This is a genomic window from Pseudomonas allii (assembly GCF_055380095.1).
In genome coordinates this window covers 99,012-124,173 of the sequence record NZ_AP039450.1, presented here as the reverse complement: position 1 = coordinate 124,173, position 25,162 = coordinate 99,012, and the positions used below count along the sequence as shown (strand labels likewise).

At 57.7% G+C, this 25,162-nt stretch carries 18 protein-coding genes, 2 tRNA genes and 2 rRNA genes; 16 read left to right on the top strand and 6 right to left on the bottom strand.

The features are described 5' to 3' along the window. Window positions 1–86: 86 nt before the first annotated feature. The 6 genes from ACZ445_RS00595 to ACZ445_RS00570 all read right to left on the bottom strand — a co-directional run bounded on the left by ACZ445_RS00595 (window position 87) and on the right by ACZ445_RS00570 (window position 8,072). Window positions 87–2,978: ribosomal RNA gene (locus tag ACZ445_RS00595) — 23S ribosomal RNA — on the bottom strand. A gap of 247 nt (window positions 2,979–3,225) precedes the next feature. Then, window positions 3,226–3,301: transfer RNA gene (locus ACZ445_RS00590), tRNA-Ala, on the bottom strand. 30 nt (window positions 3,302–3,331) lie between these two features. Further along, window positions 3,332–3,408, bottom strand: a tRNA-Ile gene (locus tag ACZ445_RS00585). Window positions 3,409–3,491: 83 nt separating this feature from the next. Beyond that, window positions 3,492–5,028: ribosomal RNA gene (locus ACZ445_RS00580) — 16S ribosomal RNA — on the bottom strand. Together the 16S and 23S rRNA genes with 2 tRNA genes alongside form the textbook arrangement of a ribosomal RNA operon. 629 nt (window positions 5,029–5,657) lie before the next feature. Continuing rightward, on the bottom strand, window positions 5,658–6,878 hold the full coding sequence (locus tag ACZ445_RS00575; protein WP_058424456.1) for a CaiB/BaiF CoA transferase family protein: 1,221 nt from the start codon (window positions 6,876–6,878) through the stop codon (window positions 5,658–5,660). A gap of 12 nt (window positions 6,879–6,890) precedes the next feature. Beyond that, window positions 6,891–8,072 (bottom strand): acyl-CoA dehydrogenase, encoded by a 1,182-nt coding sequence (locus ACZ445_RS00570; protein ID WP_464707898.1) that lies wholly within the window; start codon window positions 8,070–8,072, stop codon window positions 6,891–6,893. 159 nt (window positions 8,073–8,231) lie between these two features. Between ACZ445_RS00570 and ACZ445_RS00565 the strand changes: the two genes are divergently transcribed. The 16 genes from ACZ445_RS00565 (at window position 8,232) to ACZ445_RS00490 (ending at window position 25,155) form a co-directional block, all read left to right on the top strand. Beyond that, on the top strand, window positions 8,232–9,131 hold the full coding sequence (locus tag ACZ445_RS00565) for a LysR family transcriptional regulator (protein ID WP_464707897.1): 900 nt from the start codon (window positions 8,232–8,234) through the stop codon (window positions 9,129–9,131). Window positions 9,132–9,582: 451 nt separating this feature from the next. Beyond that, on the top strand, window positions 9,583–10,704 hold the full coding sequence (locus ACZ445_RS00560) for a Re/Si-specific NAD(P)(+) transhydrogenase subunit alpha (RefSeq protein WP_058424454.1): 1,122 nt from the start codon (window positions 9,583–9,585) through the stop codon (window positions 10,702–10,704). 15 nt (window positions 10,705–10,719) lie between these two features. After that, window positions 10,720–11,040, top strand: coding sequence for an NAD(P) transhydrogenase subunit alpha part 2 (locus ACZ445_RS00555; RefSeq protein WP_003220416.1), 321 nt, complete (start codon window positions 10,720–10,722; stop codon window positions 11,038–11,040). Next, complete coding sequence (locus ACZ445_RS00550) at window positions 11,040–12,476, top strand: NAD(P)(+) transhydrogenase (Re/Si-specific) subunit beta (protein WP_058424453.1); 1,437 nt, start codon at window positions 11,040–11,042, stop codon at window positions 12,474–12,476. The genes ACZ445_RS00555 and ACZ445_RS00550 overlap by 1 nt, the downstream gene beginning before the upstream one ends. A 179-nt stretch (window positions 12,477–12,655) precedes the next feature. After that, complete coding sequence (locus ACZ445_RS00545) at window positions 12,656–14,149, top strand: acetyl-CoA hydrolase/transferase family protein (protein WP_058424452.1); 1,494 nt, start codon at window positions 12,656–12,658, stop codon at window positions 14,147–14,149. Window positions 14,150–14,467: 318 nt separating this feature from the next. Then, entirely contained in the window at window positions 14,468–14,683 is a 216-nt protein-coding gene (locus ACZ445_RS00540) for a DUF1127 domain-containing protein (protein WP_012721550.1), read from the top strand. Window positions 14,684–14,945: 262 nt separating this feature from the next. Continuing rightward, window positions 14,946–15,131: a DUF1127 domain-containing protein gene (locus ACZ445_RS00535; protein WP_081049251.1), complete on the top strand. Its 186-nt coding sequence runs from the start codon at window positions 14,946–14,948 to the stop codon at window positions 15,129–15,131. Between the two features lie 136 nt (window positions 15,132–15,267). Beyond that, entirely contained in the window at window positions 15,268–15,588 is a 321-nt protein-coding gene (locus ACZ445_RS00530; RefSeq protein ID WP_179028264.1) for a DUF2388 domain-containing protein, read from the top strand. An 80-nt stretch (window positions 15,589–15,668) separates the two neighbouring features. Then, complete coding sequence (locus ACZ445_RS00525; protein ID WP_464707895.1) at window positions 15,669–15,977, top strand: DUF2388 domain-containing protein; 309 nt, start codon at window positions 15,669–15,671, stop codon at window positions 15,975–15,977. 38 nt (window positions 15,978–16,015) lie between these two features. After that, window positions 16,016–16,336, top strand: a complete 321-nt coding sequence (locus ACZ445_RS00520) for a DUF2388 domain-containing protein (protein ID WP_058424449.1) — start codon at window positions 16,016–16,018, stop codon at window positions 16,334–16,336. Then, window positions 16,333–18,294: a DUF7844 domain-containing protein gene (locus ACZ445_RS00515; protein WP_464707894.1), complete on the top strand. Its 1,962-nt coding sequence runs from the start codon at window positions 16,333–16,335 to the stop codon at window positions 18,292–18,294. The genes ACZ445_RS00520 and ACZ445_RS00515 overlap by 4 nt, the downstream gene beginning before the upstream one ends. Window positions 18,295–18,600: 306 nt before the next feature. After that, the gene (locus tag ACZ445_RS00510) at window positions 18,601–19,908 is read left to right on the top strand and encodes a CitMHS family transporter (RefSeq protein ID WP_028618667.1); all 1,308 of its coding nucleotides are present in this window, start codon (window positions 18,601–18,603) and stop codon (window positions 19,906–19,908) included. Window positions 19,909–19,973: 65 nt separating this feature from the next. Continuing rightward, window positions 19,974–20,741, top strand: coding sequence for a TerC family protein (locus ACZ445_RS00505; RefSeq protein ID WP_014716354.1), 768 nt, complete (start codon window positions 19,974–19,976; stop codon window positions 20,739–20,741). Between the two features lie 212 nt (window positions 20,742–20,953). Further along, window positions 20,954–22,612 (top strand): Na/Pi cotransporter family protein, encoded by a 1,659-nt coding sequence (locus ACZ445_RS00500; protein WP_058424447.1) that lies wholly within the window; start codon window positions 20,954–20,956, stop codon window positions 22,610–22,612. 57 nt (window positions 22,613–22,669) lie between these two features. Continuing rightward, on the top strand, window positions 22,670–24,055 hold the full coding sequence (locus ACZ445_RS00495; protein WP_058424446.1) for a M16 family metallopeptidase: 1,386 nt from the start codon (window positions 22,670–22,672) through the stop codon (window positions 24,053–24,055). Between the two features lie 68 nt (window positions 24,056–24,123). Continuing rightward, window positions 24,124–25,155 (top strand): DUF5924 family protein, encoded by a 1,032-nt coding sequence (locus ACZ445_RS00490; protein ID WP_179029876.1) that lies wholly within the window; start codon window positions 24,124–24,126, stop codon window positions 25,153–25,155. Window positions 25,156–25,162 lie beyond the last annotated feature (7 nt).

Below are 25,162 nucleotides of genomic sequence, written 5' to 3'. Positions count from 1 at the left end.
TGTGAGCGTCGAACTTTCGGTTCATTTTCGTCTTCACACACCGCAATCTGATGCTCGTTAGAGTGGTCAAATTGCTTGGGTGTTATATGGTCAAGCCTCACGGGCAATTAGTATTGGTTAGCTCAACGCCTCACAGCGCTTACACACCCAACCTATCAACGTCGTAGTCTTCGACGGCCCTTCAGGGAACTCAAGGTTCCAGTGAGATCTCATCTTGAGGCTAGTTTCCCGCTTAGATGCTTTCAGCGGTTATCTATTCCGAACATAGCTACCCGGCAATGCCACTGGCGTGACAACCGGAACACCAGAGGTTCGTCCACTCCGGTCCTCTCGTACTAGGAGCAGCCCCTCTCAAATCTCAAACGTCCACGGCAGATAGGGACCGAACTGTCTCACGACGTTCTAAACCCAGCTCGCGTACCACTTTAAATGGCGAACAGCCATACCCTTGGGACCGGCTTCAGCCCCAGGATGTGATGAGCCGACATCGAGGTGCCAAACACCGCCGTCGATATGAACTCTTGGGCGGTATCAGCCTGTTATCCCCGGAGTACCTTTTATCCGTTGAGCGATGGCCCTTCCATACAGAACCACCGGATCACTAAGACCTACTTTCGTACCTGCTCGACGTGTCTGTCTCGCAGTCAAGCGCGCTTTTGCCTTTATACTCTACGACCGATTTCCGACCGGTCTGAGCGCACCTTCGTACTCCTCCGTTACTCTTTAGGAGGAGACCGCCCCAGTCAAACTACCCACCATACACTGTCCTCGATCCGGATAACGGACCTGAGTTAGAACCTCAAAGTTGCCAGGGTGGTATTTCAAGGATGGCTCCACGCGAACTGGCGTCCACGCTTCAAAGCCTCCCACCTATCCTACACAAGCAAATTCAAAGTCCAGTGCAAAGCTATAGTAAAGGTTCACGGGGTCTTTCCGTCTAGCCGCGGATACACTGCATCTTCACAGCGATTTCAATTTCACTGAGTCTCGGGTGGAGACAGCGCCGCCATCGTTACGCCATTCGTGCAGGTCGGAACTTACCCGACAAGGAATTTCGCTACCTTAGGACCGTTATAGTTACGGCCGCCGTTTACCGGGGCTTCGATCAAGAGCTTCGCGTTAGCTAACCCCATCAATTAACCTTCCGGCACCGGGCAGGCGTCACACCCTATACGTCCACTTTCGTGTTTGCAGAGTGCTGTGTTTTTAATAAACAGTCGCAGCGGCCTGGTATCTTCGACCGGCATGAGCTTACGGAGCAAGTCCTTCACCCTCACCGGCGCACCTTCTCCCGAAGTTACGGTGCCATTTTGCCTAGTTCCTTCACCCGAGTTCTCTCAAGCGCCTTGGTATTCTCTACCCAACCACCTGTGTCGGTTTGGGGTACGGTTCCTGGTTACCTGAAGCTTAGAAGCTTTTCTTGGAAGCATGGCATCAACCACTTCGTCACCTAAAAGGTAACTCGTCATCAGCTCTCGGCCTTAAGATCCCGGATTTACCTAAGATCTCAGCCTACCACCTTAAACTTGGACAACCAACGCCAAGCTGGCCTAGCCTTCTCCGTCCCTCCATCGCAATAACCAGAAGTACAGGAATATTAACCTGTTTTCCATCGACTACGCTTTTCAGCCTCGCCTTAGGGACCGACTAACCCTGCGTCGATTAACGTTGCGCAGGAAACCTTGGTCTTTCGGCGTGGGTGTTTTTCACACCCATTGTCGTTACTCATGTCAGCATTCGCACTTCTGATACCTCCAGCAAGCTTCTCAACTCACCTTCACAGGCTTACAGAACGCTCCTCTACCGCATCACTTACGTGATACCCGTAGCTTCGGTGTATGGTTTGAGCCCCGTTACATCTTCCGCGCAGGCCGACTCGACTAGTGAGCTATTACGCTTTCTTTAAAGGGTGGCTGCTTCTAAGCCAACCTCCTAGCTGTCTAAGCCTTCCCACATCGTTTCCCACTTAACCATAACTTTGGGACCTTAGCTGACGGTCTGGGTTGTTTCCCTTTTCACGACGGACGTTAGCACCCGCCGTGTGTCTCCCATGCTCGGCACTTGTAGGTATTCGGAGTTTGCATCGGTTTGGTAAGTCGGGATGACCCCCTAGCCGAAACAGTGCTCTACCCCCTACAGTGATACATGAGGCGCTACCTAAATAGCTTTCGAGGAGAACCAGCTATCTCCGAGCTTGATTAGCCTTTCACTCCGATCCACAGGTCATCCGCTAACTTTTCAACGGTAGTCGGTTCGGTCCTCCAGTTAGTGTTACCCAACCTTCAACCTGCCCATGGATAGATCGCCCGGTTTCGGGTCTATTCCCAGCGACTAGACGCCCTATTAAGACTCGCTTTCGCTACGCCTCCCCTATTCGGTTAAGCTCGCCACTGAAAATAAGTCGCTGACCCATTATACAAAAGGTACGCAGTCACAGAACAAAGTCTGCTCCCACTGCTTGTACGCATACGGTTTCAGGATCTATTTCACTCCCCTCTCCGGGGTTCTTTTCGCCTTTCCCTCACGGTACTAGTTCACTATCGGTCAGTCAGTAGTATTTAGCCTTGGAGGATGGTCCCCCCATATTCAGACAAAGTTTCTCGTGCTCCGTCCTACTCGATTTCATGACTAAGAGATTTTCGCGTACAGGGCTATCACCCACTATGGCCGCACTTTCCAGAGCGTTCCGCTAATCTCAAAGCCACTTAAGGGCTAGTCCCCGTTCGCTCGCCACTACTAAGGGAATCTCGGTTGATTTCTTTTCCTCAGGGTACTTAGATGTTTCAGTTCCCCTGGTTCGCCTCTTGCACCTATGTATTCAGTACAAGATAACCATCTTATGATGGCTGGGTTCCCCCATTCAGACATCTCCGGATCAAAGTCTGTTTGCCGACTCCCCGAAGCTTTTCGCAGGCTACCACGTCTTTCATCGCCTCTGACTGCCAAGGCATCCACCGTATGCGCTTCTTCACTTGACCATATAACCCCAAGCAATCTGGTTATACTGTGAAGACGACATTCGCCGAAAATTCGAATTTCTCAATTAAGAGAACTCACAAATTTTACCTTAGCCTGATCCGTTACCAGTGAAAGTAACGTTCAGTCTATCTTTCTATCACATACCCAAATTTTTAAAGAACGATCTAATCAAAGACTAGAAATCAACATTCACCATCACCTGGATGGAATGCTCATTTCTAAGCTTTCATACGTCAGAAGCAGTAGTGGTGGAGCCAAACGGGATCGAACCGTTGACCTCCTGCGTGCAAGGCAGGCGCTCTCCCAGCTGAGCTATGGCCCCGTATTTCTACAGGCGTTTCCCACACAAAATTGGTGGGTCTGGGCAGATTCGAACTGCCGACCTCACCCTTATCAGGGGTGCGCTCTAACCAACTGAGCTACAGACCCAATTTCGGGCTGCTTCTTTATCGTCTTCTTCAATGAATCAAGCAATTCGTGTGGGAACTTATGGAGCAGCTGATGTCGTCGATTAAGGAGGTGATCCAGCCGCAGGTTCCCCTACGGCTACCTTGTTACGACTTCACCCCAGTCATGAATCACACCGTGGTAACCGTCCTCCCGAAGGTTAGACTAGCTACTTCTGGTGCAACCCACTCCCATGGTGTGACGGGCGGTGTGTACAAGGCCCGGGAACGTATTCACCGCGACATTCTGATTCGCGATTACTAGCGATTCCGACTTCACGCAGTCGAGTTGCAGACTGCGATCCGGACTACGATCGGTTTTATGGGATTAGCTCCACCTCGCGGCTTGGCAACCCTCTGTACCGACCATTGTAGCACGTGTGTAGCCCAGGCCGTAAGGGCCATGATGACTTGACGTCATCCCCACCTTCCTCCGGTTTGTCACCGGCAGTCTCCTTAGAGTGCCCACCATTGCGTGCTGGTAACTAAGGACAAGGGTTGCGCTCGTTACGGGACTTAACCCAACATCTCACGACACGAGCTGACGACAGCCATGCAGCACCTGTCTCAATGTTCCCGAAGGCACCAATCTATCTCTAGAAAGTTCATTGGATGTCAAGGCCTGGTAAGGTTCTTCGCGTTGCTTCGAATTAAACCACATGCTCCACCGCTTGTGCGGGCCCCCGTCAATTCATTTGAGTTTTAACCTTGCGGCCGTACTCCCCAGGCGGTCAACTTAATGCGTTAGCTGCGCCACTAAAAGCTCAAGGCTTCCAACGGCTAGTTGACATCGTTTACGGCGTGGACTACCAGGGTATCTAATCCTGTTTGCTCCCCACGCTTTCGCACCTCAGTGTCAGTATTAGTCCAGGTGGTCGCCTTCGCCACTGGTGTTCCTTCCTATATCTACGCATTTCACCGCTACACAGGAAATTCCACCACCCTCTACCATACTCTAGTCAGTCAGTTTTGAATGCAGTTCCCAGGTTGAGCCCGGGGATTTCACATCCAACTTAACAAACCACCTACGCGCGCTTTACGCCCAGTAATTCCGATTAACGCTTGCACCCTCTGTATTACCGCGGCTGCTGGCACAGAGTTAGCCGGTGCTTATTCTGTCGGTAACGTCAAAACAATCACGTATTAGGTAACTGCCCTTCCTCCCAACTTAAAGTGCTTTACAATCCGAAGACCTTCTTCACACACGCGGCATGGCTGGATCAGGCTTTCGCCCATTGTCCAATATTCCCCACTGCTGCCTCCCGTAGGAGTCTGGACCGTGTCTCAGTTCCAGTGTGACTGATCATCCTCTCAGACCAGTTACGGATCGTCGCCTTGGTGAGCCATTACCTCACCAACTAGCTAATCCGACCTAGGCTCATCTGATAGCGCAAGGCCCGAAGGTCCCCTGCTTTCTCCCGTAGGACGTATGCGGTATTAGCGTTCGTTTCCGAACGTTATCCCCCACTACCAGGCAGATTCCTAGGCATTACTCACCCGTCCGCCGCTCTCAAGAGAAGCAAGCTTCTCTCTACCGCTCGACTTGCATGTGTTAGGCCTGCCGCCAGCGTTCAATCTGAGCCATGATCAAACTCTTCAGTTCAAACATCTTTGGGTTTTTAAGAAACCCTAAACTTGGCTCAGCAATCGTTGGTTACATCTTTGATTTCTCGCGGAGCAACTTGTGATGCTGATAATCTTGTTGACTATCAGTCTGACTCCACAAGCACCCACACGAATTGCTTGATTCAGTTGTTAAAGAGCGGTTGGTTAAGATCTTTCGTCTCAACCGAGGCGCGCATTCTACAGCAGCCTCATTTGCTGTCAAGTGATTATTTTCAGAAGTTTTCGAAGATTTCTTCAACAACTTCAACCACTTGCGCTTCCGATCTCTCGTTAGCGGGAGGCGAATTCTACAGCGTTACACGCTGCTGTCAACACCTCTTTTTCTCCGCTTTCGACCGAGAGGATCGAAACGTTAATAGAGCCAAACCACTTTGCTCTACCAACTCCTTCTGGGCTTCGATGAACTGAAGCAAGCCGCTGTCGAATTCTGCGTAACTCTTTGTTTACCAAGGAGTTTTACGTTTCGACTGCGCCGGAAGTGGGGCGAATTATAGACTTCCAGAATCTGCCGTCAACCCTTAATTTTGCTTTTCTATCAATTAGTTAGAGTTGATTAAAAAACCACCAATAAATAGCCGTAAACACCCTCTATATAGAAGACAAGATTCAGATGACGCCCGCCGCCTTCAATGCGGCCACATTCGCCACTCCCAACCCCAAGACCTCCTTAAGCACCTTGGCCGTATGCTCTCCCAGCAGCGGAGGCGCACTACGGTATTCCACCGGCGTCTTGGACAGCCGTATCGGGCTGGCAACCTGAGGCACCATTCCTGCCAATGCATGAGGCAGCGCCATCGCCAGCCCACGCGCTTTCACCTGAGGATCGGCAAACACCTGCGCCAGGTCATTGATAGGCCCACAAGGCACACCCACCTGCTCTAGCTGCGACACCCACTCGGCCGTCGTCTTGAACACCGTAGCCTGACGTATCAGAGGAATCAGCTCCGCCCGATTGGCCACCCGCACCTTATTAGTACAGAAGCGCGGATCATCTGCCCACTGCGGCTGCCCAGCCACTTCAGCAAACTTGCGGAACTGCCCGTCATTACCCACCGTCAGGATGAAGTCGCCATCGGCCGTAGGAAAGTCCTGATAAGGCACGATATTCGGATGGGCGTTACCCAGGCGCTTTGGTGGCACACCTGTCGTCAGGTAATTCATCGCCTGGTTGGCCAGGCATGCCACCTGAACATCCAGCAATGCCATATCGATATGTTGCCCGCCTCCATCATGATCCCGATGAGCCAGTGCCGCCAATATCGCCACGGTCGAGTAAAGCCCCGTGAGGATATCAGTCAGTGCCACCCCCACTTTCACCGGCCCTGCACCGTCTCCTCCCTCCGGACGACCAGTCAGACTCATAAGCCCGCCCAAACCCTGAATCATAAAGTCATAACCAGCACGCGACGCATAGGGGCCCGTCTGTCCAAACCCTGTAATCGAGCAGTAGATCAACTCCGGGTTGATCTCCTTGAGCGATTCATAGTCCAGCCCGTAAGCCGCGAGACCACCCACCTTGAAGTTCTCGATCAGGATGTCCGACTTGGCCGCCAGCTCACGCACCAGCGCCTGCCCCTCAGGCCGCGTGAAGTCGATTGTCACCGACTCCTTGTTGCGATTGGCCGACAGGTAATAAGCCGCCTCACTGGTGTTCTCACCATAGGCATCCTTAAGGAAGGGTGGCCCCCAAGCGCGCGTGTCATCGCCGCTGCCCGGCCGCTCGACCTTGATCACCTCAGCCCCAAGGTCCGCAAGGATCTGCCCGGACCAGGGGCCCGCCAGTACTCGCGATAAATCCAGCACCCGCAGATGCGAAAGCGCGCCCATGCCGTGCTCCTATTAATAGAACGCCTGAAGACCGGTCTGCGCGCGCCCCAGAATCAAGGCGTGCACGTCATGAGTCCCCTCATAGGTATTGACCACCTCGAGGTTGACCAGATGACGCGCCACCCCAAACTCGTCGGAAATACCATTGCCGCCCAACATGTCCCGGGCCATGCGTGCGATATCCAGGGATTTGCCGCACGAGTTACGCTTCATGATCGAAGTGATCTCAACCGCCGCCGTACCTTCGTCCTTCATGCGCCCCAGGCGCAGGCAGCCCTGCAGAGCCAAGGTGATCTCGGTCTGCATGTCTGCCAGCTTCTTCTGGATCAACTGAGTCGCCGCCAACGGACGGCCGAACTGTTGGCGATCAAGCGTGTACTGGCGAGCGGTGTGCCAGCAGAACTCGGCTGCCCCCAACGCACCCCAGGAGATGCCATAGCGTGCAGAGTTAAGGCAAGTGAAAGGCCCCTTCAAGCCGCGCACGTCCGGGAAGATGTTCTCTTCCGGCACGAACACGTTGTCCATGACGATTTCACCAGTAATGGAGGCGCGCAGCCCGACCTTACCGTGAATCGCCGGAGCGCTCAGCCCCTTCCAGCCTTTCTCCAGGACAAAACCACGGATGTCTCCAGCATCGTCCTTGCCCCACACCACAAACACATCTGCGATCGGGCTATTGGTGATCCACATCTTTGCGCCCGTCAGGCTGTAGCCACCCTCCACCTTGCGGGCGCGAGTGATCATCGCGCCAGGGTCGGAACCGTGGTTAGGCTCTGTCAGACCAAAACAACCGATCCACTCACCGGATGCCAACTTCGGCAGGTACTTCTGCTTCTGCGCCTCGGTGCCGAATTCATTGATCGGCACCATGACCAGTGACGACTGCACACTCATCATCGAACGATAGCCCGAGTCGACACGCTCCACCTCACGCGCAATCAACCCATAACTGACGTAATTCAAGCCACCGCCACCGTACTGCTCGGGAATCATCGCGCCGAGCAGACCGGTCTCGCCCATCTCGCGGAAAATCGCAGGGTCGGTCTTTTCATGGCGGAAGGCTTCGAGCACACGTGGCGCCAGCTTGTCCTGGGCGAATTGCTCAGCACTGTCACGCACCATGCGCTCTTCTTCGGTGAGCTGTTGATCCAGCAGCAGTGGATCGATCCAGTTGAAGCTTGCCTTGCCAGCCATGAATTAAGTCCTCGCGGAAGAAATCGGAAGTCGTGGAAGCAGCCTAGGCCCGGCAAGCGCGTAGGGCAAACGAGGTTTCCGCATAGGGTTGTGCTAATTTATCACTTCGAAGAAGCCATAAATGGCGTATATGCGCCTTGGCAAGTGAGGACACGGTATATGCGCAGGAAAATTCCCAGTACCACCGCTTTGGTCAGTTTTGAAGCGGCAGCCCGCCACGAGAGCTTTACCAAGGCTGCGCAGGAACTTTCGATCACCCAAGGCGCCATCTGTCGACAGATCGCCACTCTCGAGGAGTTTTTAAGTGTCGAGCTGTTTCGCCGTTCACGGCGCGGGGTAAAACTGACAGAGGCAGGGCTGTCCTATAGCCGTCGCGTCGCAACGCAACTGGATGCGGTGGAGCGCGATACGCTTTCCGTCATGGGGCAGCAGGGCGCCAACACCATCGAACTCGCTGTAGTCCCGACGTTTGGCACTCAATGGTTGATCCCTCGCCTCAAGGACTTCCAACGCCAACACCCTGAGGTCACGGTCAACCTCACGAATCGAACACGCCCTTTCCTCTTTGCCGACACCGAATTCGACGCCGCCATCTACTTCGGCGATGCCGACTGGTCCGGTACCGAGTCCCACCGGCTGATGGGCGAAAATCCTGTACCTGTATGCAGCCCTCGGCTGTTGGGTGACCGTGCGCAGTTCAGCGCCCTGGAGATTGCAGAACTGCCGCTCCTGCAGCAAACCACACGACCCTACGCGTGGCGCCAATGGTTCAACGCCCAACACCTGAACATCCCACGCGACATGACAGGCCCCCGTTACGAGCTATTCTCGATGTTGTCCCAAGCAGCCATGCATGACATGGGGATCGCACTGATCCCCCCGTTCCTTATCCAGCGCGAACTGGACGAGGGCCAATTGGTGATTGCAAACCCCGAAGCGCTGAGCAGTACGAAGGCTTATTACCTGATGATTCCTGACAGAAAAGTCGAATCTGCGTCACTTCACGCCTTCAGGGACTGGCTCATCGAGCAGTCGCATCGCTACAGCACCAGTGTTTAAAGGCTAAAGCCGTATTATTGACTTTGTAGTCAGCAATAATACAGTCCTACAGATGTATATATATGTCGCATTTAAGCAGACTGTATTTTTCAGGAAAAATTTGGCTCAAAGCTATGATCCACATGGCTTTGAACGACTATTACGAGCCAATGGCCGACTATTCACGCCAACCATGACAAAAGATTGCAAAAACGCCTGTGGCCCTTTAAGACCATGTATTTGAACAGATTATTTCGGCATGTTGCGACAATCAGTCACAGGGTGACTTGTAGTTAATTTTTCGTCACCCGTCATAATCCCTTGAAGGCCGTAAAGTTCGCCTGCAAAATGCCGCGCCCCGCTGTCATTTCAGCGGGATCGTGCTGATCGGCCGCCCCAGTTGCGCCACTCGCGGTGCACTGGCCTTTTTACAAAAAGATCAAAAGCAAAAAGATCATGCAGGAGATTTGACGTGCACATTGGTGTTCCTCTCGAAACCCAGACCGGTGAAACGCGGGTGGCTGCCACCCCGGAAACCATCAAGAAGCTGATCGGCCAGGGCCATAAGGTCACTGTACAAAGCGGAGCAGGCATCAAAGCCAGCATCGTCGACAGTGCCTATGAAACGGCAGGCGCGACCATTGGCAGCGCCAACGATGCGTTTGGCGCCGAGCTGATTCTCAAAGTGGTTGCCCCCAGCGACAGCGAACTGACGCTGATCAAAAGCGGCACCGTGTTGGTGGGCATGCTCAATCCGTTCAGCAACGAAACCATCGGCAAGCTGGCCGGGCAGGGCATCACCGCCTTTGCGCTTGAGGCTGCACCACGTACCTCACGGGCTCAGAGCCTCGACGTGCTGTCCTCCCAGGCCAACATCGCCGGCTATAAAGCGGTACTGCTCGCCGCTCATCACTATCCGCGCTTCATGCCGATGCTGATGACCGCAGCCGGTACCGTTAAGGCTGCCCGCGTATTGATCCTCGGCGCAGGTGTTGCTGGCTTGCAGGCCATCGCCACAGCGAAACGTCTGGGTGCAGTTATCGAAGCGTCCGACGTACGCCCGGCCGTCAAAGAGCAGATCGAATCCCTCGGAGCCAAATTCGTCGACGTACCCTACGAGACCGACGAAGAGCGCGAATGCGCAGTCGGTGTCGGCGGTTATGCCCGCCCGATGCCCACCAGTTGGATGCAACGCCAGGCCCTGGCCGTGCACGAACGCGCCAAGCAAGCCGATATCGTCATCACCACCGCACTGATCCCTGGCCGTAAAGCGCCGACCTTGCTCAGCGCCGAAACCGTGGCACAGATGAAGCCCGGCTCGGTGGTCATCGACCTCGCTGCAGCCCAAGGCGGCAACTGCCCGCTGACCGTCGCCGATCAGGTGGTGGTGGAAAACGGCGTGATCATCTGCGGCCCGACCAACCTGGCCGGCGCGGTCGCCGCCGACGCCTCGGCCCTGTATGCGCGCAACCTGCTGGACTTCCTGAAGCTGGTCTTCACCAAGGAAGGGCAGTTTGAAATCAACCTCGAAGACGACATCGTCGCCGCGTGCCTGATGTGCCGCGACGGCCAAGTCATCCGCAAAAACGCCTAAGCAGGGATTCAGACGATGGAAGAGCTTATCTCCCCCGGTATCTACAACCTGATCATCTTTGTGCTGGCGATTTATGTCGGTTACCACGTGGTCTGGAACGTCACACCCGCACTGCACACGCCGCTGATGGCGGTGACCAACGCGATTTCGGCGATTGTGATCGTCGGCGCCATGCTCGCCGCCGCACTCACCGTGACGCCCCTGGGCAAGACCATGGGCACCCTGGCCGTGGCACTGGCGGCAGTCAACGTGTTCGGTGGCTTCCTGGTGACGCGCCGCATGCTTGAGATGTTCAAGAAGAAAGCCCCGAAAGCAAAAGAAGAGGCGCCGAAGTAATGAGCATGAATCTGGTTACGACGCTCTACTTGATCGCGTCGATCTGCTTTATCCAGGCCCTTAAAGGCCTGTCACACCCGACCACCTCGCGACGCGGCAACCTGTTCGGCATGCTCGGCATGGCGCTGGCAGTGCTCACGACCGTGGGCCTCATTTATAAGCTCGGTGCTGAGCTGGCTACCGCAGGCATTGGCTACGTGATTGTTGGCCTGCTGATCGGCGGCACTGCCGGTTCGGTCATGGCCAAGCGCGTAGAAATGACCAAGATGCCGGAGCTGGTCGCCTTCATGCACAGCATGATCGGCCTGGCTGCCGTGTTCATCGCCATTGCCGCCGTAGTCGAGCCACAATCCCTGGGCATCGTCAAACACCTGGGCGATTCGATCCCTGCCGGTAACCGCCTGGAACTGTTCCTTGGCGCAGCCATCGGTGCAATCACCTTCTCCGGTTCGGTGATTGCGTTCGGCAAGCTGTCGGGCAAGTACAAGTTCCGCCTGTTCCAGGGTGCACCGGTACAGTTCGGCGGCCAACACAAGTTGAACCTGGTGCTCGGCCTGCTGACACTTGGCCTGGGCCTGGCGTTTATGTTCACCGGCAACCTCACCGCCTTCGCGTTGATGCTGGCCCTGGCCTTCGTGCTCGGCGTGCTGATCATCATCCCGATCGGCGGCGCCGACATGCCGGTGGTGGTGTCGATGCTTAACAGCTACTCAGGCTGGGCTGCAGCGGGCATCGGTTTCTCGTTGAACAACTCGATGCTGATTATCGCCGGCTCGCTGGTGGGCTCCAGCGGCGCGATCCTGTCTTACATCATGTGCAAGGCGATGAACCGTTCCTTCTTTAACGTACTGCTCGGCGGTTTCGGCAATGCGCCGGATGCGGGTGCAGCAACGGGCTCAAAAGAAGCACGTCCGGTAAAGTCCGGCTCTGCGGACGATGCGACCTTCCTGCTGACCAACGCCGACACCGTGATCATCGTCCCGGGCTATGGCCTGGCGGTGGCGCGGGCGCAACACGCGCTCAAAGAACTGACCGAGAAGCTGACCCACCACGGCGTCACCGTTAAATATGCGATCCACCCAGTGGCAGGCCGCATGCCTGGACACATGAACGTCCTGTTGGCGGAGGCCGAAGTGCCTTACGACCAGGTGTTCGAGATGGAAGACATCAACTCCGAGTTCGGCCAAGCCGACGTGGTGCTGGTGTTGGGCGCGAACGACGTGGTCAACCCTGCCGCGAAGAACGACCCGAACTCGCCGATTGCCGGCATGCCGATCCTCGAAGCGTTCAAAGCCAAGACCATCATCGTCAATAAGCGCTCGATGGCCAGTGGTTATGCCGGTCTGGATAACGAACTGTTCTACCTGGACAAGACCATGATGGTCTTCGGTGATGCCAAGAAGGTCATCGAAGACATGGTCAAAGCCGTCGAGTAACACTGTCTCAGCGCAATACTCGAAACCCCGGCCTGCGATAGGCTGGGGTTTTTTATTACTGCATGAAACCCGACCAAAGGCTCTAAATCGCTGCCTGGCATTCGACCATGGTAGCGGGCCGATTTTTTTTGAAATCACTAAACTGCGCACCTTGCTTCCGTAGCCTGAGATAAGAATCCATGTACCGTGATCGCATCCGCTTGCCTTCGTTGTTGAACAAGGTCATGAGCGCGGCAGACGCCGCCGCACTGATCGAGGACGGCATGACCGTCGGCATGAGCGGCTTCACCCGTGCCGGTGAAGCCAAGGCCGTTCCCCACGCCCTGGCCGAACGCGCCAAGACGTCGCCGCTGAAAATCACCCTGATGACCGGCGCCAGCCTGGGCAATGACCTGGACAAGCAACTGACCGAAGCGGGCGTACTGTCACGACGCATGCCTTTCCAGGTCGACAGCACCCTGCGTAAGGCAATCAACGCCGGCGAAGTGATGTTCATCGACCAGCACTTGTCGGAAACCGTCGAACAACTGCGCAACAACCAACTCAAGTTGCCGGACATCGCGGTGATTGAAGCGGTGGCGATCACTGAACAAGGGCATATCGTGCCCACCACGTCTGTGGGCAACTCAGCCAGCTTCGCGATTTTTGCCAAACAGGTGATTGTCGAGATCAACCTGGCGCACAACCCGAACCTGGAAGGGTTGCACGACATCTATATCCCGACCTACCGGCCGACGCGCACGCCGATCCCGCTGGTCAAAGTTGATGACCGTATCGGCAGCACCGCGATCCCGATCCCACCGGAAAAGATCGTCGCCATCGTGATCACTAACCAGGCCGACTCCGCCTCGACGGTGACGCCGCCCGACATCGACACCCAAGGCATCGCCAATCACCTGATCAACTTCCTCAAGCAGGAAGTCGACGCCGGGCGCATGACCAACAAGCTCGGTCCGCTGCAGGCCGGTATCGGCAACATAGCCAACGCGGTGATGTGCGGTTTGATCGAGTCGCCCTTCGAAGACCTGACCATGTATTCGGAAGTGTTGCAGGATTCGACCTTCGACCTGATCGACGCCGGCAAGCTCAGTTTCGCCTCGGGCAGCTCGATCACCTTGTCGGAGCGGCGCAATGCCGACGTGTTCGGCAACCTGGAACACTATAAGGACAAGCTGGTACTGCGCCCGCAGGAGATCTCCAACCACCCTGAGGTGGTGCGGCGCTTGGGCATTATTGGCATCAACACCGCGCTGGAGTTCGACATCTACGGCAACGTCAACTCCACCCATGTCTGCGGCACGCGGATGATGAACGGCATTGGCGGCTCCGGGGATTTCGCGCGCAACGCGCACCTGGCGATCTTCGTCACTAAGTCGATTGCCAAGGGCGGCGCAATTTCCAGCGTTGTGCCAATGGTCAGCCACGTCGACCACACCGAGCATGACGTCGACATCCTGGTGACAGAAATTGGCCTGGCCGACCTACGTGGCCTGGCGCCACGGGAACGGGCTCGGGTGATCATCGACAACTGTGTGCACCCCGCCTACCGCGATGCGCTGAACAGTTACTTCGATGCCGCCTGCGCCATCGGCGGGCATACCCCGCACATCCTGCGCGAAGCACTGAGTTGGCACATCAACCTGGAAGAAACCGGGCACATGCTCAAGGCGTGATTGATACAGATCCGAGCTGATGCAAATACAGTCTCATCAGCTCGGTGGCCTCATCGCCACTTATTGAAAAAACTGTACTGCTGTACCGGTCATTTCTTACCGAAATATCCTACGCACTTCACCGAAAACACCTATTTCGCACTATTTCAGTGCGGACAGGTACAGTTGCCCCAATTCCGTACAGTACAGCGCCTATAAACAGTTAACTGGCCCCTCACAATACAGGTGAACTGTATCTAGAGAGTCTTGCGCCGGAAGAGGATCATTGGCATCAGTTAAACCACTACCTAATCCCGCCACAAGCGGAAGGATGTCATCATGGAACGTACACTCAGTTCCGAACTGTTCTTCGAAGAAAAAGCTGTAAACACCCAGGCCTCCCTGCCTCTGCGGGTTATCGCCAACCTGATGTTGTGGCAGCGCCGCATCTCCAGCCGCCACCAACTGGCTCGCCTGGATTCGCGTCTGCTGGCTGACGCAGGTATCAGCGAAGCTCAACGCTACGAAGAGCTGAGCAAGCCGTTCTGGCGCTGATTTAGCGCTCGCTGGCCCTGACCTGACGGGTCCACTGCCAGCAACCTGATTTGTCAAAACAAAGCCCGCCCCGGGAAACCGGAGGCGGGCTTTGTTGTTTGTGGCCTTCGGATTTCCAACAGAAAACAGAAGCTTCGTGAAGCAATAGGTACAGTTTAAAAAATATAACAGTCAAGCAGTACAATTTTATTTCAGTGTATCTGTATCGGTCACACCGACTCACCCAACATGGTGCTCCAAGACCTCAGGAAAGGTACTCGCCATGGATACGCCATCCCCTCTATATAAGAGACTGCTACGCCAAACGGCCTCAACCCTCGCCAAATGGGTACGCCACACTTATGAACGACGCCAACTGTCGCAGCTTGATACCCGGGAATTGTCCGATGTCGGCATCAGCCAGGGCGACCGAATGGCCGAGCTGTCCAAGCCGTTCTGGCGTGACTAGGCAGTCAAGGCGCTTCCCGAACGGATAAGCGGCGGCTTAATATCCAGCCACCCTGTGGCAAACCGTGCAGTACAGGCGTCTGATCCCCAATGGCTGGCCTGCGCCACCTTATCCGTTCATCTATAGGAGTCATCCCATGTCCCGTCTTCGCCTGCTGAGTGCTGCCACCCTGTTCGCCCTGGCTGCCAACGCCAACGCGACCAGCTTCATCGTGACCACCGACTCCATCGTCGGCGCGCTGAAGGCCACTTCCGACGCCAGCTCCGATGCCACTTCGTCCCTGCGTGACAACAAGGTCGTACGTGCTGCCCGTGACGACGCCGCCAGCTTTGTCGCCAGCGAAGGCGCCATCCGTGGCGTGAAACTGGAAAGCGCCCTGGCCCAGATCCGCCAGCAAGCGCCGCAATTGAACACGGCCACTGACGCACAACTGGCCCAAGCCATCCTGGCCATCTGACGACAAGGCGGACGCCCGGGCGCTGGCTCTCGCCCGGGCATTGCGCTAGCCTTGGCGCTCGCTTTCAATTCTCGAGTCCCATGGCTTTTTCATACCGCCTTTTAATCGTCCCGGTGTTGTTTTCGTTCGGTTGGTCACCCTTGGCTTCGGCCTTTGACCTGACCACCCAGAGCACCGTCGCAAGCGCCTACGCCACCAGCAAGGTGACGTCTGCGCCCTTCGACAGAAAAGTGATAATGGCCGCCCAGGATGACGCTGCCGCATTTATCGCCACTGACGGCCAATGGCGGGGCACAAGGTTGGAGTCTGCGCTGGATTATCTGCGCCGCAGCCAACCAAAACTTAACGCCAGCGACCTTGAACTGGCGCAAGCAATTCTCGTCCAATAATCATCTTTGTATTCCATCTTTGTATCTGGAGTTATTCCATGCGTAGCCCGCTGATCGCCGCCACCCTCGGCCTGCTGTTGTTGGCCGACATCGCCCAGGCACACACCCTGGTGGCCACCAGTAACATCATTGTTCGCGCCTCCGGCCGCACCATTGATTTCACTTCGGACACCACCACCTCCATCCGTGACTCCAAAGTCGTGCGCGAAGCCCACGATGACGCCGCCAGTTTCGTCGCCAGCAACGGCGAGATCCGTGGCGCCCACCTTGAAGCCGCCTTCGACACCCTGCGCACACGCCTGCCGGAAGCCCGCGACGCCAGCGACCAGACGCTCGCCGAAGCCATCCTCGCACTGTGAGGCGAATCGTCGCCTGGCTCCTGGCCGGTGCTGTGCTGCTGTGTGCCGGCGCAGCCCAGGCCAGCCTGCAGCTGCGACTCAAGACCGAAGGTCTGAGCCCGGCTGAACAACAGGCCAGCCAGGCGTTGCTCGACGAAGCGATGCGTTCCCTGCCGCCACGCTTTGTCGAGCAGTTGGACCGGCGCATCGATGTCGGCTGGACCGACAAGATGCCCGAGAACGCCTACGGGCAAGCCTCGCTCGTGTCCGAGCTGGACCTCAACAACAACCTGCTGGCCAGCCTGACCGACGGCAGCGCCGCCACCCAAAAAACCAATCGCCCCCACGGAACTGTGCGCCGGGAAATGCTCGCCACGGTGCTGCATGAACTGACCCATATCTATGACCGTGCGCGCCTGTGGTCCAAAGAAGACCGCACGCTGATCAATCGCTGCAGCCGCCAGAACAACCTCACCGGCCTGATCGGCCTGCCGGATCAATGCCGTGGCCAGAATGGCCGCCGCTTTACCTTGAGCGATGATCCACGCCTGCTGGACCTGGCCGGCTGGCCGCAATACGTAGGCCGTCGCGGAGAGCGTGAACAAAATAATCATCAAGTCGCCCGCAGCCCGGACATCTACGAAACCACCAGCCCGTTGGAATTCGTGGCGGTCAACATGGAGTACTTCCTCCTCGACCCGAGCTACGCCTGCCGTCGTCCCGCGCTGTTCCGCTATTACAAGGAACACTTCGGCTGGGCCCCGCCGCAACAAGACACCTGCGCCAACACCTACGCGTTCCTCAATGCCGGTAACGATTTTGCCAAGACACCGCTGGGCCATGTGGACCCGGAGCGCGTCTACGAGATCGACTACCTGCTGGCCGAGGCCAACCAGAACCTGGTCAGCCGCTGGGGCCACAGCATGCTGCGCCTGGTGATCTGCGCACCGGGGCGCCCACGCGGGCCGGACTGCCGGCTGGACCTGGATCAGCATCTGGTCTTGTCCTACCGCGCGTTCGTCGGTGACGTACAGCTGTCGAGCTGGGATGGCCTGGTCGGCAAGTACCCCTCGCGCCTGTTCGTGCTGCCGCTGGCGCAAGTGATCGATGAATACACCAAGACCGAGCTGCGCGGCCTGGCCTCGGTGCCGTTGAAACTGACCCGCCAGGAAATCAACGATACCGTCGAGCATGCCGCCGAAATGCATTGGAGCTACGACGGCAACTACTTCTTCATCTCCAACAACTGCGCGGTCGAGAGCCTGAAACTGCTACGCAGCGGCAGTGCCAACCCGCAACTGACCGGCCTGGACAACATCACCCCCAATGGTTTGCTTGAGGTGCTGAGCGCACGCGGCCTGGCCGACACCAGCGTACTGGACGACAAACGCAGGGCATTGCGCCTGGGCTATCACTTCGACTCCTTCCGCGAACGCTACCAGGCGATGTTCGATGTGCTGCGCAAACACCTGCCGATCAAGCAGACCCAAGTTGAAGACTGGCTGTCCCTGAGCGCCGAGGAGCGTCGCCAGTGGTTCGACCAGGCCGACTTGCGCACCAGCGCCGCGTTGCTGCTGCTGGAGCAGGCGAGCTTTCGCAAGCAGTTGATGCTGGCCCAGGACGAAGTCAAACAACGCTACCTCGGCGCCCGCGAGCTGAAAAACGGTGGCATGGAGAAAGCCAACGCCACACTGCAACAGATCCTCGCCAACAGCGGCTTCCTCAGTCGCCCGGCTGAACTGCTGGGCAGCGGCGGCTATGGCCTGCCGCAACCTTCGGAAGCCACACGCCTGGAATCGGAAAGCGCCGAACGCCAGAAGCAGCTGCAATCGCTGACCGGCGAATTGGACAAGGAGGTGAGGGCGCTGCTGGAGCCTTCCCGTTCGGCCGAGATTGCCGCCTGTGAAGCCAACCTCAAGCTGGTGGGCGAACACTTGCGCAAGCTGCACAAAGCCGCCGGCGGCCTCGAACTGCCCTAAAAACCTCAGGCAAATGTGGGAGGGGGCAAGCCCCCTCCCACATGCTGATCGACATAAATCCAGAAACTGCGTGTATTCCCTTCGTCACCTGTTTTTCCAGCGAAAGCTGGCTGAAAGCTTACCCGTCTAGGATCGCCCCCACTGCCGGCAACAGACCGGCTGTTAACAACAACAATGGTGATTCCCGATGTCCGCTCGTACCCGCCTGTTCGCCCCAACTCCACCCGTACGCCTCGTGCCTTTCGTTCTGCGCTGACCGCCACCCGGTTCGCCATTCCCTAGCCGCGCTACGCCTGGAGTATTCCTATGCTGACTTTCCTTGGCTTTGCCATGGTCATCACGTTCATGTTCCTGATCATGACCAAGCGCCTGTCCGCGCTGATCGCCCTGATCATCGTGCCAATCCTGTTCGCGCTGTTCGGTGGCTTCGCGCCCGAGATCGGCCCGATGATGCTGGCGGGTATCACCAAGCTTGCGCCGACCGGCGTAATGCTGATGTTCGCCATTCTGTACTTTGCCCTGATGATCGACTCCGGCTTGTTCGACCCGGCCGTGCGCAAGATCCTCAAGATGGTCAAGGGCGACCCGCTGAAAGTCTCGGTCGGCACTGCCGTGCTGGCCCTGGTGGTGTCCCTCGACGGTGACGGCGCCACCACCTACATGATCTGCGTGGCCGCCATGTTGCCGCTGTACCAGCGCATCGGCATGAGCCCACGGATCATGGCCGGCCTGATCATTCTCGCCGGTGGCGTGATGAACATGACCCCCTGGGGCGGCCCAACTGCCCGTGCTGCCAGCGCGTTGCATGTGGACCCGTCGGACATTTTTGTGCCGATGATCCCGGCCATGGCCGCCGGCGTCGTCGCAATCCTGGTGATTGCCTACATGTACGGCCTGCGCGAACGTGCACGCCTGGGTGAATTGCACCTGCAAGGCGACGAGATCGACCACAGCGAAATCAGCGTGTCGCAATTCCCGGACGCCCGTCGCCCGAAACTGATCTGGTTCAACGGTGCCCTGACCTTTGCCCTGATGTGCACACTGATCGCCGGCCTGTTGCCACTGCCGGTGCTGTTCATGGTGGCGTTCAGTATCGCGATGATCGTCAACTACCCGTGCCTGCAGATGCAGAAAGACCGCGTCGCCGCCCACTCCGGCAGCGTACTGGCGGTGGTGGGGCTGATCTTCGCGGCCGGTATCTTCACCGGCATCCTGTCGGGCACCGGCATGGTCGATGCCATGTCCAAGAGCCTGCTGGCGGTCATCCCTGACGCATTGGGCCCTTACCTGGCGGTGATCACCGCACTGGTGAGCATGCCGTTTACCTTCTTCATGTCCAACGATGCGTTCTACTATGGCGTACTGCCCGTGCTCGCCGAAGCCGCCAGCCACTACGGCATCACGGCTGCAGAAATGGGACGTGCGTCGATCGTCGGCCAACCTGTACACCTGTTGAGCCCGCTCGTACCCTCGACCTACCTGCTGGTCGCTTTGGCAGGTATCGAATTTGGCGATCACCAGCGCTTCACCCTCAAGTGGGCAGTGCTGGTATGCCTGTGCATAATGGTCGCCGCTTTGCTGATGGGGATTATTCCGCTGTTCAGCACTCTATAATCCCAAACACCCAACCGCGCGGCGCTGCAGCTTGCGCGGTTTAACACTCGCTCAAAGGAATACACATGGAATGGCTGACCAATCCGGAAATCTGGATTGCCTTCTTCACCCTGACGGCCCTCGAGATCGTCCTGGGCATCGATAACATCATCATGATTTCGATCCTGGTCAGCCGCATGCCCAAGCATATGCAGGCACGCACCCGGATCTTCGGCCTGGCGCTGGCCATGGTCACGCGCATCCTGTTGCTGCTGTCGATCACCTGGGTAATGCAACTGACCGCCGACCTGTTCGTGGTCTTCGGCCAGGGCATCTCCGGTCGCGACCTGATCCTGTTCTTCGGTGGCCTGTTCCTGCTGTGGAAAAGCTCCCAGGAGATGTACCACGCGCTGGAAGGTGAAGACGAAACCCACGACGAGCCGAAGGGCGCCGGTGGCAAGTTCATCTACACCATCATCCAGATCGCGATCATCGACATCGTGTTCTCCCTGGACTCGGTGATCACCGCGGTCGGCATGGTCTCCCATGTACCGGTGATGGTCGCGGCGATTGTCGTGGCAGTGCTGGTGATGATGCTGGCAGCCGGCACCATCAGCGAATTCATCGACAAGCACCCGTCGCTGAAGATGCTCGCCCTGTCGTTCCTGCTGGTAGTCGGTACCGTGCTGATCGCCGAATCCTTCGACGTGCACGTGCCAAAAGGCTACGTCTACTTCGCCATGGCCTTCTCGCTGGCGGTGGAAGCGGTGAACATCAAGATGCGCACCGCCATCGCGAAAAAGAAGAAACAGCAGGATCCCGTGAAACTGCGCAAAGACATCCCGGGTCAATAATCCCGAGCCAGACAAAAAAGGGGCCTGCACAGGCCCCTTTTTTTCATCCGCACAAAGCTGATTTCATGACAGTTTTATTTCAATCCCCACTTTAGCTATGCGATGCTGGCGCCGAACCCATTCGCCAACTACAGCTTAAGTACAAGACGTAGAGCGGCACGCGGCAACTTTCCTTCGCTCATTTTCGAGCGCACCCACACGGGGGGCCGAGCATGCTGACCTTGCTCAATCTGCTTTCCGCCGTGACCCTGCTTATCTGGGGCACGCACATCGTCCGTACCGGCATCCTGCGGGTCTACGGTTCCAACTTGCGCCAAGTCATCGGGCAGAACATGTCCAAGCGCTGGCTGGCGTTTATCGCCGGTATCCTGGTGACCGCCATGGTGCAGAGCAGCAACGCCACGGCGATGCTGGTCACGTCCTTTGTCGGCCAGGGCCTGATGGGGCTGATGCCCGCCCTGGCGACCATGCTCGGCGCCGACGTCGGTACGGCGCTGATGGCGCGGGTGCTGACGTTTGATTTGTCCTGGCTGTCGCCGCTGCTGATTTTTCTCGGGGTGATCTTCTTCCTGTCACGCAAACAGACGCGGGCAGGGCAGTTGGGCCGGGTGGGGATCGGCCTCGGGCTGATCATCCTCGCACTGCAATTGATTGTTGAAGCGGCCGGGCCGATTACCCACGCCCAGGGCGTCAAAGTGATCTTCGCGTCGTTGACCGGCGACATCCTGCTCGACGCCTTGGTCGGCGCCTTGTTCGCGATGATTTCCTACTCCAGCCTGGCCGCGGTCCTGCTGACCGCCACGTTGGCCGGCGCCGGTGTGATCGGCCTGCACGTGGCCATCGGCCTGGTGATCGGCGCCAACATCGGCAGCGGCGTGCTGGCGTTCCTCAGCACCAGCATGCAGAACGCCGCCGGACGCCAGGTGGCCCTGGGCAGCCTGTTATACAAATTGATCGGCCTGTTGCTGATCATCCCGGTGCTCGACCCGCTCGTACGATGGATGGATGGCTTGGACTACAGCGCACAAGGCATGGTCATCACCTTCCACCTGCTCTACAACGTCAGCCGTTGCCTGATCCTGTTGCCGACCATTGGCCCGATGGCCCGCTTGTGTGCCTGGTTGCTGCCTGAACGCGAAGAGGTCAACGGCAAGGCCAAACCACGCCACTTGGACCTGGCCGCGCTGGCCACACCCAGCCTGGCACTGGCCAACGCTGCCCGCGAAACCCTGCGCCTGGGCGACCTGATCGACAATATGCTCACGGCCATGCTCGAAGTGCTGCGCGGCAAGCAGACCGCCATCACCCAGGAAATGCGCAGCCTCAGCGATGATGTCGAAGCGTTGTACAGCGCGATCAAACTCTACCTGGCACAAATGCCCCGGGAAGACCTCAGTGAACATGACAATCGGCGCTGGGCCGAGATCATCGAACTGTCGATCAACCTTAAACTGGCCGGCGACCTGATCGAACGTATGCTGCGCAAAGTCCAGCAGCAGAAAACCTCCCAGCGTCGCCAGTTCTCCGAAGTGGGCCTGGAGGAACTCACCGGCCTGCACAGCCAGTTGATCGCCAACCTGCGCCTGGGGTTGTCAGTGTTCCTCAGTGCCGACCCGGAAAGCGCCCGCCAGTTGCTGCGCGAGAAGCGCCGCTTCCGCGCCCAGGAACGGCGCCTGGCCCACGCCCATGTCAGCCGCCTTCAGCGCAAGATCGTCCAGAGCCTGGAAACCAGCTCCCTGCACCTGGAACTGATTGCCGACATGAAACGGCTAAACTCGTTGTTTTGCAGCAGTGCCTATGTAGTGTTGGAAACGTCTGACACCGGCGCGCTCTCCGCCGAAGATATTGCCGACATCACACATTCGCCCTGAACGTACGGTGGCCCGTGAAGTCAGTTAAAAATGACCTCACTCGCCAGGAAGCTTGTTATGCGTCGCCTGTTGTTCGCTTGCCTGCTCATGGGATCTGCCCACGCCTTTGCCTTTGACCGCCTGCAAGTCGAGGGCTACACCTTGCCCAACGGCCTGCAATTGTTGCTCAAACCGGGCACCGAACGCGGGCATGTAGCCATCCGCCTGGTGGTCGGTGTAGGCCTGGATGACTTCAACTGCGCAGACAAAGAGCTGCCGCACCTGCTCGAACACTTGCTGTTCAGCGGCATCGACGGCGGCGGCGAAGCTGAGCTTGAAGACCGTATGCAGGCCCTGGGCGGCGAGTGGAACGCCTACACCAGCAACGCCGATACCACCTTTGTGATCGAGGCGCCCGCGCAAAACCAGCGCAAGGTGCTGGACCTGCTGCTGGCGATCATCACCCGCACCGAACTGACCGACGCCAATATCAACGCGGCCAAGCGGGTCGTCGAACGCGAAGATGGCGGCCACTACTCACACCTGCAACGCCTGCTGGACCGCCAGGACCTGGGCCACACTGCCAGCAACCAATTGGCCGTCGAACTGGGACTCAAATGCGCCGAACGCGCCGAGGTCGACCACCTGACCCGCGACCAGCTGGAGAATCTGCGCACACACTGGTACGCCCCCAACAACATGACCCTGATCATCGTCGGCGACCTCGACAAACTGCTGCCGGCCTACCTGGAACGCACCTACGGCCAGCTCGACCCGGTCGACCCTACCGAGCATCCGGCGCTGCCGGAAATCCAGCACGCCGCTGCCAGCCATCGCGAGCTGATCCACGGCTGGGTCGGCAACAGCGCCAAGTTGCATTGGTTGTTTCCCGAACCGGTGTTGGACGAGGGTCATGATGAAACCTACGACCTGCTCAAGGACTACCTCGACTGGGCGCTGTATCGCCAGCTGCGCCTCAAGCACGGTTTGTCCTACGGCCCCTGGAGCGAGCGCGAAGTACTCGGCGGCGTCGGTTTCCTCAGTCTGAATGCCGACCTTGAGCGGGAAGACCTCCCCGAAGCGGAACACGTACTCCAGGACCTCAAGGCCCAACTGCTCAAGGACGGCCTCGACCCAGCGGTATTTGCGCGCCTGCAACAAGCTGCCATCGCGCGCCAGGCGTGGGCCGTGCAAGGCAACAGCGCCTTGGCCGACTACTACTGGAGCGCGTCCGGCGACTACAACAACGGCCACTTCAGCGACCCAGCCAAGCGCATCAAGGCCGTGAGCCTGGACCAGACCAACCAGGCCATGCGCGAAGTGTTGAAGCAGCCCGGTTACTGGCGCATCGAGAAACCACTGCTCAGCTACGACATGCTGAGCTGGATCGGCGCCGGAGTGCTCGGACTGATCGCCTTTGTGCTGATTGGCGTGCGGCTTTATCGCAAACGGATTGCGCAATGAGGCACCGTACAACGGCCTAAGACGTTATTCTGTCTGGGATTTTTTCCTACAAGTCTGCGAAGCGCCGAATGCCAAACCTGACTCACTTAATCCAGCGCGTCCTCGAACTGATGAAGCGCTACCCAGGGGTGATTGCACTCGGCGGTTTTATCTCGGGTGTGTGCAGCTTCATCCTGGTGGATCGCCAGCAGGGCATGGCCAGTTGGATTGCAGTGATCATGCTGGTGAGCTGGTTGTGGCTGATGCTGGAGAACAGCTTTACCCAGCTGTTCACCAAAGTCTTCAAGCGCGAAATCCCCGAACCGCTGTTGCGCTACGCGACCCAGATGATCCACCAGGAAAGTCTGTTTTTCGTGCTGCCGTTCTTTTTCGTCACCACCGCGTGGAACAGCGGCCAATCGGTATTCACTGGCTTGCTCGGCGCGGCGGCGCTGGTGTCGATCATCGACCCGCTGTACTACAAGTGGCTGGCGCCCAAGCGCTCACTGTTCCTGGCGCTGCATACCCTGACCCTGTTCGCCGCGCTGCTCACTGCATTGCCGATCATCCTGCACCTGACCACCGCCGAGAGTTACAAACTGGCCCTCGGCGTGGCCATGGCACTGTCGATCCCAAGCCTGGCGGTAAGCCTGCCGCTGCGTAGCGTCAAAGGCTGGGCGATGCTGCTCGGGGTCACCGCCGCCATCGGCTGCGCCGGGTGGTTCCTGCGCAGTTGGGTGCCTCCGGCCACCTTGTGGATGACCGAAGTGGCCATCAGCACTCAACTGCAGGACCGCACGCCAGGCGACGATCTCAAGGAAGTCACTGCAGCCCAACTGCGCAGCGGCGGGCTGTATGCCTATACCGCGATCAACGCGCCGCGTGGGCTGGATGAGCGCATCTACCACGTGTGGAAATTCAACGGCCAAGAGGTCGACCGCATCGCCCTGGATATCCACGGCGGGCGCAAAGAGGGCTACCGCGCCTGGACCCACAAGCAGAACTTCCCGGCCGACGCCGTGGGCCGCTGGCAGGTGCGGGTGCTGACCGAAGACGGGCAAGTGATCGGCGTGCTGCGCTTCAAGGTGACGGACTCAGCACAAACGGACAACCCAAAGTAGGCCGTAT

Bases quoted from the DNA above. Each gene is read 5' to 3' on its own strand.
- ACZ445_RS00575 (WP_058424456.1), bottom strand. From the start codon at position 6,878: ATGGGCGCGCTTTCGCATCTGCGGGTGCTGGATTTATCGCGAGTACTG.
- ACZ445_RS00570 (WP_464707898.1), bottom strand. From the start codon at position 8,072: ATGGCTGGCAAGGCAAGCTTCAACTGGATCGATCCACTGCTGCTGGAT.
- ACZ445_RS00565 (WP_464707897.1), top strand. From the start codon at position 8,232: ATGCGCAGGAAAATTCCCAGTACCACCGCTTTGGTCAGTTTTGAAGCG.
- ACZ445_RS00555 (WP_003220416.1), top strand. From the start codon at position 10,720: ATGGAAGAGCTTATCTCCCCCGGTATCTACAACCTGATCATCTTTGTG.
- ACZ445_RS00550 (WP_058424453.1), top strand. From the start codon at position 11,040: ATGAGCATGAATCTGGTTACGACGCTCTACTTGATCGCGTCGATCTGC.
- ACZ445_RS00545 (WP_058424452.1), top strand. From the start codon at position 12,656: ATGTACCGTGATCGCATCCGCTTGCCTTCGTTGTTGAACAAGGTCATG.
- ACZ445_RS00540 (WP_012721550.1), top strand. From the start codon at position 14,468: ATGGAACGTACACTCAGTTCCGAACTGTTCTTCGAAGAAAAAGCTGTA.
- ACZ445_RS00535 (WP_081049251.1), top strand. From the start codon at position 14,946: ATGGATACGCCATCCCCTCTATATAAGAGACTGCTACGCCAAACGGCC.
- ACZ445_RS00530 (WP_179028264.1), top strand. From the start codon at position 15,268: ATGTCCCGTCTTCGCCTGCTGAGTGCTGCCACCCTGTTCGCCCTGGCT.
- ACZ445_RS00525 (WP_464707895.1), top strand. From the start codon at position 15,669: ATGGCTTTTTCATACCGCCTTTTAATCGTCCCGGTGTTGTTTTCGTTC.
- ACZ445_RS00520 (WP_058424449.1), top strand. From the start codon at position 16,016: ATGCGTAGCCCGCTGATCGCCGCCACCCTCGGCCTGCTGTTGTTGGCC.
- ACZ445_RS00510 (WP_028618667.1), top strand. From the start codon at position 18,601: ATGCTGACTTTCCTTGGCTTTGCCATGGTCATCACGTTCATGTTCCTG.
- ACZ445_RS00505 (WP_014716354.1), top strand. From the start codon at position 19,974: ATGGAATGGCTGACCAATCCGGAAATCTGGATTGCCTTCTTCACCCTG.
- ACZ445_RS00500 (WP_058424447.1), top strand. From the start codon at position 20,954: ATGCTGACCTTGCTCAATCTGCTTTCCGCCGTGACCCTGCTTATCTGG.
- ACZ445_RS00495 (WP_058424446.1), top strand. From the start codon at position 22,670: ATGCGTCGCCTGTTGTTCGCTTGCCTGCTCATGGGATCTGCCCACGCC.
- ACZ445_RS00490 (WP_179029876.1), top strand. From the start codon at position 24,124: ATGCCAAACCTGACTCACTTAATCCAGCGCGTCCTCGAACTGATGAAG.